This window comes from Cryobacterium sp. Y11 (assembly GCF_002929535.1).
Classification (GTDB): Bacteria; Actinomycetota; Actinomycetes; order Actinomycetales; family Microbacteriaceae; genus Cryobacterium.
This window is the reverse complement of record NZ_PJJO01000060.1, coordinates 136,742-149,792: the sequence shown is the minus strand read 5'-3', so window position 1 is coordinate 149,792 and position 13,051 is coordinate 136,742. Positions and strand designations below refer to the sequence as shown.

Here is a 13,051-nt window from a genome sequence, read left to right as displayed (position 1 = left end):
GCCTAGTTGCCGGTGAGCTACACGCTGCCGCCGATGAGCGCGCCGATGACATAAGTCACGGCGAGCGCGAGAATGCCGCCGATGACAATGCGTGCGATGGCCCGCGGCTTGGGGCTATTGCCGAGGTGGGCGCTGAGCCAGCCGGTGATGACGAGGGCGATCAGCACCGCCATAAACGTGGCAGCAATGCGCCATTCGGCTGGCGGCAGCAGCACGGCGAGCAGGGGAAGCGCCGCACCAACAGTGAAGGCGATAGCGGATGCGTACGCCGCGTGCCAGGGATTGGACACGTCTTGTTCGGTGATGTGCAGCTCAACTTCGAGGTGCGCCGCGAGGGCGTCATGCTTGGTCAGCTCGACCGCCACTTGCTGGGCGGTCTGGGCTGAGAGCCCCTTTGCTTCGTAGAAGCCGGCCAGTTCGGCGAGCTCCTCCTCGGGCTCATTTTCGAGTTCCCAGGTCTCCTTGGCGATCAGGGCGCGTTCGGAGTCACGCTGGCTGCTCACCGACACGTATTCGCCGAGGGCCATCGAAATCGCCCCAGCCAGCAGGCTCGCGACACCGGCGATAAGGATGACGTGAGAATCCGTGGTCGCTGCCGCCACACCGACCACCAGTGCAGCGACGGATACGATGCCATCGTTCGCGCCGAGAACACCGGCGCGCAGCCAATTGAGCCGTGAGGCGAGGCCAGCAGCGTGTGGTTCCACCACTTGAGACAGATTGGTCATGAGTATAGGTAAGCATTACGCCGCTAGCTGGTCTAGCAAGGTGTGGCTTGCCTTGCGTGATGGGCCGTGACCAGGGGTGCGACTCGACCCCTAATTCACGCGATAGAGTTTTCACGGGCCGGTATGTCTTGATGTCGAGCTATTTTGCGGCAACGACTGCTGTTACCAATAACCTCATATATCTTCACCGGCGGTGTGATCGCCAAGACGCGGATTGGAAGAGCAGCGTGGACCTTTACGAGTACCAAGCGAGAGACCTCTTTGAGGAATATGGTGTGCCGGTTCTGCCGGGCATCATCGCGGACACCCCCGCCGACGTGCGTGCAGCGGCCGAGAAGCTCGGCGGCGTTGTCGTCGTCAAGGCGCAGGTCAAGGTTGGCGGCCGTGGCAAAGCCGGCGGCGTCAAGGTAGCCAAGACCCCGGATGACGCCGAGGCCGCAGGCCGCGACATTTTGGGCCTCGACATCAAGGGCCACACCGTGCACCGCGTCATGGTGGCCGGTGGAGCTCGCATCAAGGCAGAGTTCTACTTCTCCGTACTGCTCGACCGCTCCAACCGCTCCTACCTGTCGCTGGCCAGCTACGAGGGTGGTGTCGAGATCGAAATTCTCGCCGTCGAAAAGCCCGAAGCGCTCGCGTACACGGCTATCGACCCCGCAGTGGGCATCGACCTCGCCGTCGCCAAGCAGATCGCCATCGACGCGAAGTTCCCGGCCGAGCTCGTCGACAAGGTCGCTCCGGTCTTCGTCAAGCTCTACAACGTATTCACCGGTGAAGACGCGACCCTGGTCGAGGTCAACCCGCTCGTACTGACCGAAGAGGGCGACATCATCGCCCTCGACGGCAAGGTCACGCTCGATGAGAACGCCGACTTCCGTCACCCCAAGCACGCCCTCCTTGAGGATGCTGCTGCAGCTGACCCGCTCGAGGCCAAGGCCAAGGCTGCCGGCCTCAACTACGTCAAGCTCGACGGCGAAGTTGGCATCATCGGCAACGGCGCTGGGCTCGTCATGTCGACGCTCGACGTTGTTGCCTACGCCGGCGAGAACTTCGGCAGCGTCAAGCCGGCCAACTTTCTCGACATCGGGGGCGGAGCATCCGCTGAGGTCATGGCAGCCGGCCTCGACGTCATCCTCGGTGACCCGCAGGTCAAGAGCGTGTTCGTCAACGTCTTCGGCGGCATCACCGCCTGTGACGCCGTCGCGAAGGGCATCGTTGGCGCGCTCGCCGAGCTCGGTTCGAGCGCCAATAAGCCGCTCGTGGTGCGCCTCGACGGTAACAACGTCGAGGAGGGTCGTCGCATCCTCGCTGAGGCGAACCACCCGCTCGTAACACTGGCCGCCACCATGGACGAGGGCGCCGCCAAGGCCGCCGAACTCGCCCACGCAGCGAAGTAAGGGACAACATGTCAATCTTCCTCAACAAGGACTCCAAGGTCATCGTTCAGGGCATCACCGGAGGTGAGGGCACCAAGCACACCGCCCTCATGCTCAAGGCCGGTACCCAGGTCGTCGGTGGCGTCAACGCCCGCAAGGCCGGCACCACCGTCGTGCACGGAGACGTTTCGCTGCCCGTCTTCGGCACGGTCAAAGAGGCCGTCGAGAAGACCGGCGCCGACGTCTCGATCATCTTCGTACCGCCGGTGTTCACCAAGGACGCCGTCATCGAAGCGATCGACGCCGAGATTCCGCTCCTCGTTATCATCACCGAGGGCGTTCCGGTTCAGGACTCGGCCGAGTTCTGGGCGTACGCCATCAAAAAGGGCAACAAGACCCGCATCATCGGTCCGAACTGCCCCGGCATCATCACGCCCGGTGAAGCTCTCGTTGGCATCACGCCGGCGAACATCACCGGCAAGGGTCCGGTCGGACTCGTCTCCAAGTCGGGCACCCTGACCTACCAGATGATGTACGAACTGCGGGACCTCGGCTTCTCCACCGCGATCGGTATCGGTGGCGACCCCATCATTGGCACCACGCACATCGACGCCCTCGAGGCCTTCGAGAACGACCCGGAGACGCTCGCGATCGTCATGATCGGCGAAATCGGCGGCGACGCTGAAGAGAAGGCCGCCGAGTACATCAAGGCGCACGTCACGAAGCCGGTCATCGGCTACGTGGCCGGTTTCACCGCACCAGAGGGCAAGACCATGGGCCACGCCGGCGCCATCGTCTCTGACGGAGCCGGAACCGCCCAGGGCAAGAAGGAGGCCCTCGAGGCCGCCGGAGTCAAGGTCGGAAAAACGCCGAGTGAGGCTGCCACCCTGCTGCGCGAGGCACTCGCCGCACTGTAAGTAGCACCAGTTGAAGGGCCCGCCGATTATCGGCGGGCCCTTTGTGCGTGGTTGGGCGTGCCTACTTGCGGATATTTCGAGCGGATGCCCGTTGGGCCGCGAAACGATGCGCACGTGTGCGTTGGGGCTCTGATATCTCCGCAGTTGCGCACGGACTGGGCGCGGCAGAGGCCCGGGCCTGGGCGCGTGCTGGCGGGCAATGTCGGCGCGGCGATATAGGCTCACAACGGATGAATCGCATAACGACAGCCCTGCTCGCCGCTCTTGAGGCATTACTTGTTGTCGCTATCGGCATTGGCCTCGCCATGGTGCCGCTCACCGTACTGTGGGCCGCCCACTTCGGCTTGTCGGTTGAGTGGTTCGTGTTCTGGCGAGCTGCGGCCGATATTTGGCTGCTCGGCAACGGCGTCGACCTCACGGTGCAGCTCGGCCCCGACATTGCCGCCGCGCTCGGCCTGGCTGGCGCAGACACCCCTTTTCTGATCACCGTCGTGCCGCTCGGCTTCGCCATGCTTTCTGTGCTCATGGGCATGCACACCGGCCGTCGCGCCGCCGAAACCCCGCATCGCTGGACCGGCGTCGGCGTAGCCGTTGGCAGCTATGCGGTTCTCGCCGCGCTGGTGACCCTGTCCGCCGTCTCGGAGACGGTGACGCCCAACCAGCTGCAGGGGCTCGTGCTACCGACGCTCATCTATGCGGCTGGCGTCGTGGCCGGGGCGGAACTGGGGCGGCGCAAGACCGTGGAAGTTGCAAAGCGTCTGGATCCGGTGAGCCGGCGCATCCGTTCGTGGTATCGAAAGCTGCCGCAGACCACGCGCATCGTGATCGCCGGCGCACTGCGCGGCGGAACCGCTGCCGCCGCCGGGGTGCTGATCGTGTCGGCCGTGGCCGTTACCGTGCTGATCGCCGTCAATTACGCGACCATTATCGGGCTCTACGAGGCGGTGCAAGCCGGTGTCGTCGGCGGCGGCACGATCACCCTCGCGCAGCTCGCGCTCATCCCCAACTTCGTGATCTGGGCCACAGCCTGGTTTATCGGACCCGGCATCGCGATGGGCGTCGGCAGCACGGTCTCGCCGATAGGTACCGTCGTTGGCACCCTGCCCGGCCTGCCCATCTTCGGCGCGCTGCCGCAGGGAACGCCGGCCTACGGATTTCTCGGCTTGCTCGTTCCGGTGCTGATCGGCTTCGTGTGTGCCGTCGTGACTCGGCAGCGGCTGGATCGGCCCGGCGTGCCCGAGCGCACCACGCTCGAGCACATCCTGACCGGCCTCGGTATGGGCGTGGTTGCCGGTGCGCTGCTCGGCCTGCTCGCCTGGTGGTCAGCCGGCGCGATGGGCCCCGGGCGCCTCGTGGAGGTTGGGCCGGATCCGCTACTGGTCGGCGCGCTGGCCGCAGCCGAAATCGGCGTTGCGGCGGCCCTCGGCATGCTCGCGGGCCGGATGCGTATCCCTGCCAAACGGTAAGCTCAACACCGTGCTGTCTATTGTCGTCTTAATCTCCGGCGGAGGTTCCAATCTGCGAGCCCTGCTCGAGGCGTCGGAAGACGCCGAGTTTCCGGCGCGCATCGTCGCAATCGGCGCCGACCGAGACGCCGAGGGGCTTGAGCTCGGGGTTGAATTTGGCGTTCCGGCCTTCTCCGTGCCGTTCTCGTCGTTTACAGACCGCGCCGCCTGGGGCGACGAACTGCTCGCCCAGATTCAGCAGTGGCAGCCCGACCTGGTCGTGCTTAGCGGCATGATGCGCCTGCTACCGCCGCGCGTGGTCGCCGCGCTGTCGCCGAACCTGATCAACACACATCCGGCTTATCTGCCCGAGTTTCCGGGTGCGCACGCCGTGCGTGACGCCCTCAGCGCCGGCGCCGTGCAAACCGGCGCGAGCATTATCGTGGTCGATAACGGTGTCGACGCGGGCCCCATCCTCGTGCAGGAGCGCGTTGACGTGCTGCCCGGCGACACCGAAACTTCCCTGCAGAATCGCATCAAGATCGTCGAGCGACGCCTGCTCATTCAGGCCGTACTCGACATCGCCAACGGACACATGAACCTCAAGGAGTACTCCAACGCATGAGTGGCCACACCAACGCGCCCAGCTCGTACCGTAACCGGGACCAGATCACCATCGAGCGCGCACTCATTTCCGTGAGCGATAAGACCGGCCTGGTCGAGCTCGCCGCCGCGCTACAAGCGGATGGCGTCGAAATCGTTTCCACTGGATCCACCGCCGCCACGATCCGCGCCGCAGGCCTAGACGTCACCGATGTCTCGGCAGTCACCGGTTTTCCGGAATCCCTCGACGGCCGCGTGAAGACCCTGCACCCGGGCGTGCACGCCGGAATCCTGGCCGACCTGCGCCTCGAAACGCACGAAGCGCAACTGGCCGAGCTCGGCATCAAGGCCTTCCAGCTGGTCGTCGTCAACCTGTACCCCTTCGTTGAAACCGTGGAGAGCGGCGCCGAAGCGGCCGACGTGATCGAGCAGATCGACATCGGTGGACCGACGCTGGTGCGGGCATCCGCTAAGAATCATGCCAACGTGGCCATCGTGGTCGACCCGGCCAACTACGGCGAGATCATCGCCGCCGTGGCTGCCGGCGGCTCGACCCTCAAGCTGCGCCAGAAGCTCGCCTCGCTCGCGTTCGATCACACCGCCGACTACGACCTGAGCGTGTCGGCCTGGTTCACTGAGAACGTCTACGACCAGTGGCAAGACGACACGGAAGCGCTTGAAGAGGACGTCGAGTTTGAGGCGGTCGAAGAAGAAAACGAGGACGAGTCGCCGTTCCCCGAGGGACTCGGCATCGAGGTTAGCCGCGAGGCGATTTTGCGTTATGGCGAGAACTCGCACCAGGCCGCAGCGCTCTACGTCGGCGACGGCGGCCGCGGCATCGCCCAGGCCAAGCAGCTGCACGGCAAAGAAATGTCGTACAACAACTACGTCGATGCGGATGCTGCTGTGCGCGCCGCCTTCGACTTCAGTGAGCCGGCGGTCGCCATCGTCAAGCACGCGAACCCTTGCGGAATCGCCATTGCCAAGCCGAACGCTCCGGATTCCATCGCCTCGGCCCACCTGCGCGCGCACGCCTGCGACCCGATCTCCGCGTTCGGCGGCGTGATCGCCGCGAACCGCGTCGTCACGCTCGGCATGGCTGAGACGGTCAGCGCGATCTTTACCGAGGTGCTCGTTGCCCCCGGCTTCGAACCGGCCGCGATTGAGTTGCTCACCAAGAAGAAGAACATTCGTCTGCTTGAATTGCCCGCCGACTACGAACGTTCCTCGCTCGAACTGCACCAGATCTCTGGCGGCCTGCTCGTGCAAGAGACCGACAGCTTCGAAGAATTCAGCTCGGCCGGCTGGACCCTCGTGGCCGGTCCCGACGTGGATGCCGCCACTCGCGCCGACCTCGAATTTGCGTGGAAGTCGTGCCGCTCCGTGAAGTCGAACGCTATTCTGCTCGCGCACGCGGGGGCATCCGTTGGTGTGGGAATGGGCCAGGTCAACCGGGTCGACTCCTGCCACCTCGCCGTGAGCCGCGCCGGCGAGCGGGCCGAGGGCTCGGTCGCGGCCTCTGACGCGTTCTTCCCGTTCGCTGACGGGCTCGAAGTACTGCTCGAGGCCGGTATCAAGGCCGTCGTGCAGCCCGGTGGATCGGTGCGCGACCCCGAAGTCATCGCCGCGGCCACCGCTGCTGGCGTCTCGATGTACTTCACCGGAGAGCGTCACTTCTTTCACTGAGTCACAGGTGAGAAGCACCGTCGATTGTGAATCGGGGGTGCTTTTTGCGTACCCACTCCGGCTATCCTGTTCGAGGCGGTGTCACACCCTCTGCACCGTCACACTGGCCCACAAAGCCCGAAACAACGGAGTTTTCATGACCCTCACGCACCCTGCCGCCGCTCTCGATTCCCTCGCGCAGATCCCGCTTTCCCATGAGAAAGTACTGATCACGACCGGGGAGCGCTCCGGTCTGATGATCACGGTTGCCGTACACTCCACCCGGCTCGGCCAGGCCCTCGGCGGCGCGCGCCTCTGGCAATACGCGAGCTGGACCGATGCGGTGGCCGACGCGCTGCGCCTCTCTACCGCCATGACGCTCAAGAACGCGGCCGCCGGCCTGAACCGCGGCGGCGGCAAGTCGGTCATCTACTTACCGCTCGGCACGGTGTTGACCGACGCGGACAAGCGCCTGGCGATGCTCGACCTCGGCGACGCCATCGAAAGCTTGAACGGCGCGTATATGACCGCCGAAGATGTCGGGACGAGCGCCGAACTGATGGCCATCGTCGCCGAGCGCACACATCACGTCTGCGGGCTGCCCGTCGCGAGCGGCGGCGTTGGCGAACCAGCGGATGCCACGGCGGCCGGCGTCTATGCGAGCATCGAATCCACCCTCGAGGCGCTGTTCGGCAGCCGCGCGGTACGTGACCGCCACCTCGTCATCTCCGGCCTCGGCCAGGTTGGCGGGCGCCTCGCGACCGCCCTCGCCGCGGCCGGTGCAACACTGACCGTCACGGATATCAATGCCGACAAGCGCGCGCTGGCCGAGGAGCTCGGCGCCAGCTGGGTGTCGGCCCTTGGCGCCCACCGGGTGCACGCCGACCTGTTCGTGCCGTGCGGTCTCGGCGGCGCGCTGACCGCCAGCGTCATCGCCGAGCTCAACGTGCTCGGCGTCTGCGGTGCCGCCAACAACCAACTCGCGACCGACGCCGGAGCGGCCCAATTAGACGCGCGCGGCATCCTCTGGGCACCGGATTTTGTCGTTAACGGCGGCGGAGTGGTCTACCTCGACATGGCGAGCGAGCCGAACGCTGACCGCGCCCAGATCACGCAGCGCGTCGCCCATATCGGCGACGTGCTGACGCAGGTCTTCGCGGATGCCCGCGCGAACGAGATCACGACGCTCGCGGCGGCCGAGATGCTCGCCGCGGCTCGCCTCGACGCCGCCCGGTAGCGGGCGCCGCTACTCGCGCAGGTCGGCCGGGATAGTCGGCAGCACCCGAGCCGCCGTACGGCGTTCCTTGACCGTCGTGCGTGCGGCCTTGCCCAGTTCGGTCAGAATAGGGATTCCGGAGAGCAAAATAATGCCGATGATGAAGTATTCGCTGTACGCGGCGACGAAAGCGATCTTGCCGAGGAAGAACCCGACCAGGGTGAGGCCGACGCCCCAGGCGAACGCACCAATCGCGTTATAGGTCACGAAGGTGCGGTAGCGCATCTTGCCCACGCCAGCCGCGACGGGCACAAAGGCGCGAAAGATCGGCAGAAAGCGGGCCATGATGATGGCCTTGCCGCCGTGCTTGACGAAGAAGGCGTTGGTGCGCTCGACATTCTTCGGGTTGAAGAACCGGTTTTTCTCCCGCGAGAACACCGCTGGGCCCGCTTTTCGCCCAATGACATAGGCGAGCTGGTCGCCGGCAAAGGCGGCAACGAAGATGACCATGCAGGTGAGCCAGATCGGGAGGGGAACGACGCCGGTGGCGGTGAGCAGCCCTACGGTGAAGAGCAGGGAATCGCCCGGCAGAAACGACAGCACGAGAAGTCCGGTCTCAATGAACACGACAGCGGCGACGCCGAGCAGCACGAAGGATCCAAACCAGCCGATCAGCCACTCAGAGTCGAGAAAATCGATTCCGAACAGAGTGGGCAGCATGAAGAAGTCCTTCCGAGGTGGCGACGGCAGAGTGTTGCCCGTGCGCGCGATAAACGTTGACCCCAGACTACGGGACGGATTCGGGAAACTTTGAGAGAACTTTCGCCAAACGGATGCTGTCAGACGAGAAATGCCTTGCGTTCTACCCCCCTTTCACCATATTCTGGAAGGCTGCCTGATCCGGGGGGCATGAGACACACGGTACTTTAGGCGCCCAGGAGGCAGACATGACAAAGACAGCACCGATCACGCTCGCAATGGTTGCGAACGACGGCGCTCGCTTTGGTGCGTTGCCCCGGTTTCGTGCCTCCGCCGGCCTCGCTGCCGCCAGTCTCGCCACCGCTGTGGCGTTTGTCGACTAGCAGCCTCCTCGTCCCGCTCGGCTCGGTGCCGAAGCAGAGATCGGCCGGCCAGTGAGCATCCGCTCAGCACAGCCGCCGGGGCAGCCCGTAACTGCCCACTGACGCGTTCGTCGCATCCCGCTTCTCGGGTGCACGCCGCCATGAGTACATCCACCGTTACCGGAACCGTTTGGTCCCGGCGACCAGAGTCATCCGCTGCGCCCTGCACTCCAAGCTCAGCCGCACCGCTATCAGGACTGGATCATGACTACCACCGCCCCTCCGGCGCAACCGCACCACGTCAACGATGCTGCAAACCGCGGCAACACCTTTCGCACCCTGCTGCGTCTCTACCCCTACGCCAAGCCAGCGATGCCGCGCATTTACCTTGGCATGGTCTCCGCCCTCCTCGCTGGGCTCGTCGCCCTCGCCATTCCGCAGGTGCTTTCCTGGCTGGTCGACGGCCCGCTCAGTTCCATTGGCAGGGGCGACAGCTCTTCGCAAATCTGGACGGCCGTCTGGATTGTGCTTGGTCTCGGCGTGGTCGAGGCGATCATGATCGCCCTGCGCCGCTGGTTTGTGCTGACCCCAGGCACTCACATCGAAGCGCGCATGCGCAACCATCTCTATTCCCGGCTGCAAGACCTGCCGGTGAGTTTTCACGACCGCTGGCCGAGCGGCCAGCTGCTTTCGCGTGCCGTGAGTGACCTCAACCTGATTCGACGCTGGGTGTCGTTCGGGCTTGTGTTGCTCGTGGTCAACTTTCTCACCATCGTCGTCGGCGTCGCGATTCTGCTCTGGATGCACTGGCTGCTCGGCGTGATCTTCGTGGTCTGCTCCATCCCGATCTGGATCTACGGCTACGTCTTTGAGGAGAAGTACTCGGTCATCGCCCGCCGCAGCCAAGATCAAGCCGGCGACCTTGCGACCGCCGTCGAGGAATCCGTGCACGGTATTCGCGTGCTCAAGGCGTTCGGGCGCGGCTCGTTTGCGCTGAAGAACTTTGCCTCGCAAGCGGAAAGCCTGCGCGGCACCGAGATCGAGAAGGCTCGCGCCATCGCTGGCATCTGGCTCTGGCTGCTGCTTGTTCCCGATGTCGCGTTCGCGCTCTGCCTCGTGGCCGGCGTGTGGCTCACTAGCCAGGGCGATTTAAGCGGTGGCGAGTTGCTGGCGTTTTTTGCGACCGCGACCGTGCTGCGGTTTCCGGTGGAGTCGATCGGGTTTTTGCTGTCAATGACCTTCGACTCGCGCACCGCGACCGACCGATTCTTTGACATTCTCGATACCCCGAACGAGATCACCGACCCCCTCGCGCCGTCCACCCTGCCCGCGCCGCGCGGCCGACTCGCCTTCGACAATGTGCATTTTCGCTACCCGGATTCGCCCGAGCGTTTTCCCGACCTGCTCGATGGCATCGACCTCGTGCTGGAACCGGGGGAGACCATGGCGCTGGTCGGTCTGACCGGCTCGGGAAAATCAACCATGACGGCGCTCACGACCCGGCTGTATGACGTGACAGCCGGAGCTGTGACGCTCGATGGTGTCGACGTGCGGGCGTTCAGTCGCGAGGAACTGCGCAGCCACCTGGCGATGGCATTCGAGGACGCAACGCTGTTCTCGGCATCCGTTCGTGACAACGTTCTGCTCGGGCGCGCCGAATTCGCGCAGGACAGCCCCGAAGCGGATGCCGTGCTCGCGCAAGCACTGCAGATCGCTCAGGCCGGTTTCGTGCACGATCTGCCGCTCGGTGTCGACACCCTCGTCGGTGAGGAAGGCATGAGCCTCTCGGGTGGCCAGCGGCAGCGCCTCGCGCTCGCCCGCGCGGTCGCGGCGCGGCCATCCGTTCTCATTTTGGACGACCCGCTGTCAGCCCTCGACGTGAACACCGAATCGCTCGTGGAGAACGCACTGCGCGAGGTGTTGGTCGACACGACCGCGCTGATCGTGGCGCATCGACCGTCGACGGTCATGCTCGCCGACCGGGTGGCGCTGCTTGAAGACGGCCGCATCACCGCCGTCGGCACCCACTCGGAGCTGCTGCGCAGCAGCCCGCACTACACCTTCGTCATCTCCAGCCTTGAAGACGAAGAACGAAGAGAATCTTCTCGAGCGGAGGGATCGCTGTGAGTGTCACGGCCAATTCAAGCGTGAACGGCGTCAACGGCGAGGAACGCCACGACTTCACCAAGGCCGAAAGCAAGCAGATTCGGGCGCGATCGCTGCAGCTGCTCGGCTCGCTGCTGTTTCCGGTGCGCAGCAAAGTCGTGCTCGCCATGCTCGTCGTGGTCGTGTCGACCGCCGCGCAGGTGGCTGGCCCGGCGCTGATCGCTTTTGGTATCGACCGCGGGCTGCCGGCGCTGCGGGAGCAAGACTGGCTACCACTGGCCGCAACCGGCGGGGTCTACCTCGTCGCCGGAGTTCTGGGCGCGCTGCTGATCGCGTGGTACACCGTGCTGAGCGCCCGGATCAGCCAGGCCGTGCTGATCGACCTGCGCAAGCGAGTCTTTCTGCACACCCAGAAACTCAGCCTCGAATTTCACGAGTCCTACACGTCTGGCCGCATCATCTCGCGTCAGACCAGCGACCTCGACGCGATTCGGGAGCTGCTGGACTCCGGCATCAACCAGCTGGTGCAAGGCATCCTCTATATGTCATTCACCGCGATCGCGCTCGTGCTGCTCGACGGAACCAGCGGACTCGTGTTGCTCGGCGCGCTGCTGCCGCTGGTCATCCTCACTCGGTGGTTTCAGGTGCGCTCGCAGAGCCTGTTTCGGCAGTCCAGGGTCGCCTCGGCGAGCCTGATCGTGAAGTTCGTCGAGACCATGACCGGCATTCGCGCCGTGAAGGCCTTTCGCACCGAAAAGCACAACGAGAGCGTGTTCGGCAAGCTCGTCGAAAGCTACCGCATGGTCAACGCGCGTGTCATCCAGCTGTTCGGGGTCTTCGACCCGGGGCTCGTTCTCATCGGCAACGTCACGGTCGCTGCCGTGCTGCTCGTGGGTGGTTTTCGGGTGGCCGATGGCCAGCTCGCCATCGGCGCGCTGCTCGCGACGCTGCTCTATACCCGCCGGTTCTTTGACCCAATGGAGGAGATGGCGATGTTCTACAACTCCTACCAGTCGGCAGCGGCGGCGCTCGAGAAGATCTCCGGCGTGCTCGAGGAACGACCCGGCGTGCCCGATCCAGTCACCCCGGTTGATCTCTGGGAGGCTCGCGGGCGGGTGCGGTTCGAGAACGTGCAGTTCGCCTACCAGGCTGATCGGGAGATTCTGCCGCACTTCGACCTCGACATTCCGGCCGGGCAGACCATCGCCCTGGTCGGGTCGACCGGCGCCGGCAAATCGACGCTCGCCAAGCTGATGAGCCGGTTCTACGACCCAACGAATGGTTGCGTGCGGCTCGACGACGTCGACCTGCGCGACCTGCACCCCAAAGACCTACGGCGCGCGATCGTCATGGTCACCCAGGAGGCGTATCTGTTCAGCGGCTCGGTCGCCGAGAACATCGCCATCGGCAAACCGGATGCCTCGGCGCTGGAGATTCGCGCCGCCGCGGCCGCCGTCGGTGCTCACGCCTTCATCGAGAATCTACCGAATGGCTATGACACTGACGTGAACAAGCGTGGCGGGCGGGTGTCGGCCGGACAACGTCAGCTGATCTCGTTTGCGCGCGCGTTTCTCGCCAACCCAGCGGTACTCATCCTCGATGAGGCTACGTCGTCGCTCGACATTCCGAGCGAACGGCTCGTGCAAGAGGCGCTGCAGACGTTGCTCGCCGATCGCACCGCGGTGATCATCGCCCACCGCCTATCGACGGTGGCAATCGCCGACCGGGTGCTCGTGATGGAGCACGGCCGCATCGTGGAGGACGGCACCCCGAACGACCTCATCTCGGGAGCCGGCCGCTTCGCCACCATGCACGCCGCCTGGCGCGACTCCCTGGTGTAGGCGCACCTTCCACTTCCGCTGGTCGAGCTAGCCGAGACCCCCCGAGTCCAACACTGGCTGTCTGCGAAACGCGGCCACTTCCGCTGGCCGAGC

Annotated in this window: 11 protein-coding genes; 9 read left to right on the top strand and 2 right to left on the bottom strand. The window is 64.9% G+C overall.

Going from position 1 to position 13,051, the window contains the following annotated elements:
- Positions 1 to 17: 17 nt before the first annotated feature.
- The gene (locus CXY75_RS15500; RefSeq protein WP_104083710.1) at positions 18 to 728 is read right to left on the bottom strand and encodes a VIT family protein; all 711 of its coding nucleotides are present in this window, start codon (positions 726 to 728) and stop codon (positions 18 to 20) included.
- A gap of 227 nt (positions 729 to 955) precedes the next feature.
- Between CXY75_RS15500 and sucC the strand changes: the two genes are divergently transcribed.
- The 6 genes from sucC to CXY75_RS15470 all read left to right on the top strand — a co-directional run bounded on the left by sucC (position 956) and on the right by CXY75_RS15470 (position 7,971).
- A complete protein-coding gene (sucC, locus tag CXY75_RS15495; protein ID WP_104083709.1) occupies positions 956 to 2,125 on the top strand; it encodes an ADP-forming succinate--CoA ligase subunit beta in 1,170 nt (389 codons plus the stop codon).
- Between the two features lie 8 nt (positions 2,126 to 2,133).
- The gene (gene sucD / locus CXY75_RS15490) at positions 2,134 to 3,021 is read left to right on the top strand and encodes a succinate--CoA ligase subunit alpha (protein WP_104083708.1); all 888 of its coding nucleotides are present in this window, start codon (positions 2,134 to 2,136) and stop codon (positions 3,019 to 3,021) included.
- Between the two features lie 230 nt (positions 3,022 to 3,251).
- Entirely contained in the window at positions 3,252 to 4,487 is a 1,236-nt protein-coding gene (locus CXY75_RS15485; protein ID WP_104083707.1) for a DUF6350 family protein, read from the top strand.
- 10 nt (positions 4,488 to 4,497) lie between these two features.
- Positions 4,498 to 5,091, top strand: coding sequence for a phosphoribosylglycinamide formyltransferase (purN, locus tag CXY75_RS15480; protein ID WP_104083706.1), 594 nt, complete (start codon positions 4,498 to 4,500; stop codon positions 5,089 to 5,091).
- Positions 5,088 to 6,755: a bifunctional phosphoribosylaminoimidazolecarboxamide formyltransferase/IMP cyclohydrolase gene (gene purH, locus CXY75_RS15475; RefSeq protein ID WP_104083705.1), complete on the top strand. Its 1,668-nt coding sequence runs from the start codon at positions 5,088 to 5,090 to the stop codon at positions 6,753 to 6,755. The genes purN and purH overlap by 4 nt, the downstream gene beginning before the upstream one ends.
- A gap of 136 nt (positions 6,756 to 6,891) precedes the next feature.
- Positions 6,892 to 7,971, top strand: a complete 1,080-nt coding sequence (locus CXY75_RS15470; RefSeq protein ID WP_104083704.1) for a Glu/Leu/Phe/Val dehydrogenase dimerization domain-containing protein — start codon at positions 6,892 to 6,894, stop codon at positions 7,969 to 7,971.
- A 9-nt stretch (positions 7,972 to 7,980) separates the two neighbouring features.
- Here CXY75_RS15470 and CXY75_RS15465 read toward each other — a convergent pair whose 3' ends face one another.
- The gene (locus CXY75_RS15465; RefSeq protein ID WP_104083703.1) at positions 7,981 to 8,670 is read right to left on the bottom strand and encodes a DedA family protein; all 690 of its coding nucleotides are present in this window, start codon (positions 8,668 to 8,670) and stop codon (positions 7,981 to 7,983) included.
- Positions 8,671 to 8,897: 227 nt separating this feature from the next.
- Between CXY75_RS15465 and CXY75_RS20765 the strand changes: the two genes are divergently transcribed.
- From CXY75_RS20765 to CXY75_RS15455, 3 genes are all read left to right on the top strand, one after another.
- Positions 8,898 to 9,032 carry a hypothetical protein gene (locus CXY75_RS20765; protein WP_255411795.1) on the top strand — a complete coding sequence of 45 codons (135 nt, stop codon included), beginning with the start codon at positions 8,898 to 8,900 and terminating at the stop codon, positions 9,030 to 9,032.
- Positions 9,033 to 9,275: 243 nt separating this feature from the next.
- Positions 9,276 to 11,138 (top strand): ABC transporter ATP-binding protein, encoded by a 1,863-nt coding sequence (locus CXY75_RS15460; protein WP_104083702.1) that lies wholly within the window; start codon positions 9,276 to 9,278, stop codon positions 11,136 to 11,138.
- Positions 11,135 to 12,958, top strand: a complete 1,824-nt coding sequence (locus tag CXY75_RS15455; protein WP_104083701.1) for an ABC transporter ATP-binding protein — start codon at positions 11,135 to 11,137, stop codon at positions 12,956 to 12,958. The genes CXY75_RS15460 and CXY75_RS15455 overlap by 4 nt, the downstream gene beginning before the upstream one ends.
- The last annotated feature ends 93 nt before the right edge of the window (positions 12,959 to 13,051 follow it).

Excerpts from the sequence above, each read along its gene's own strand:
- CXY75_RS15500 (WP_104083710.1), bottom strand. The coding sequence starts at position 728 with ATGACCAATCTGTCTCAAGTGGTGGAACCACACGCTGCTGGCCTCGCC.
- sucD (WP_104083708.1), top strand. The coding sequence starts at position 2,134 with ATGTCAATCTTCCTCAACAAGGACTCCAAGGTCATCGTTCAGGGCATC.
- CXY75_RS15485 (WP_104083707.1), top strand. The coding sequence starts at position 3,252 with ATGAATCGCATAACGACAGCCCTGCTCGCCGCTCTTGAGGCATTACTT.
- purH (WP_104083705.1), top strand. The coding sequence starts at position 5,088 with ATGAGTGGCCACACCAACGCGCCCAGCTCGTACCGTAACCGGGACCAG.
- CXY75_RS15470 (WP_104083704.1), top strand. The coding sequence starts at position 6,892 with ATGACCCTCACGCACCCTGCCGCCGCTCTCGATTCCCTCGCGCAGATC.
- CXY75_RS15465 (WP_104083703.1), bottom strand. The coding sequence starts at position 8,670 with ATGCTGCCCACTCTGTTCGGAATCGATTTTCTCGACTCTGAGTGGCTG.
- CXY75_RS20765 (WP_255411795.1), top strand. The coding sequence starts at position 8,898 with ATGACAAAGACAGCACCGATCACGCTCGCAATGGTTGCGAACGACGGC.
- CXY75_RS15460 (WP_104083702.1), top strand. The coding sequence starts at position 9,276 with ATGACTACCACCGCCCCTCCGGCGCAACCGCACCACGTCAACGATGCT.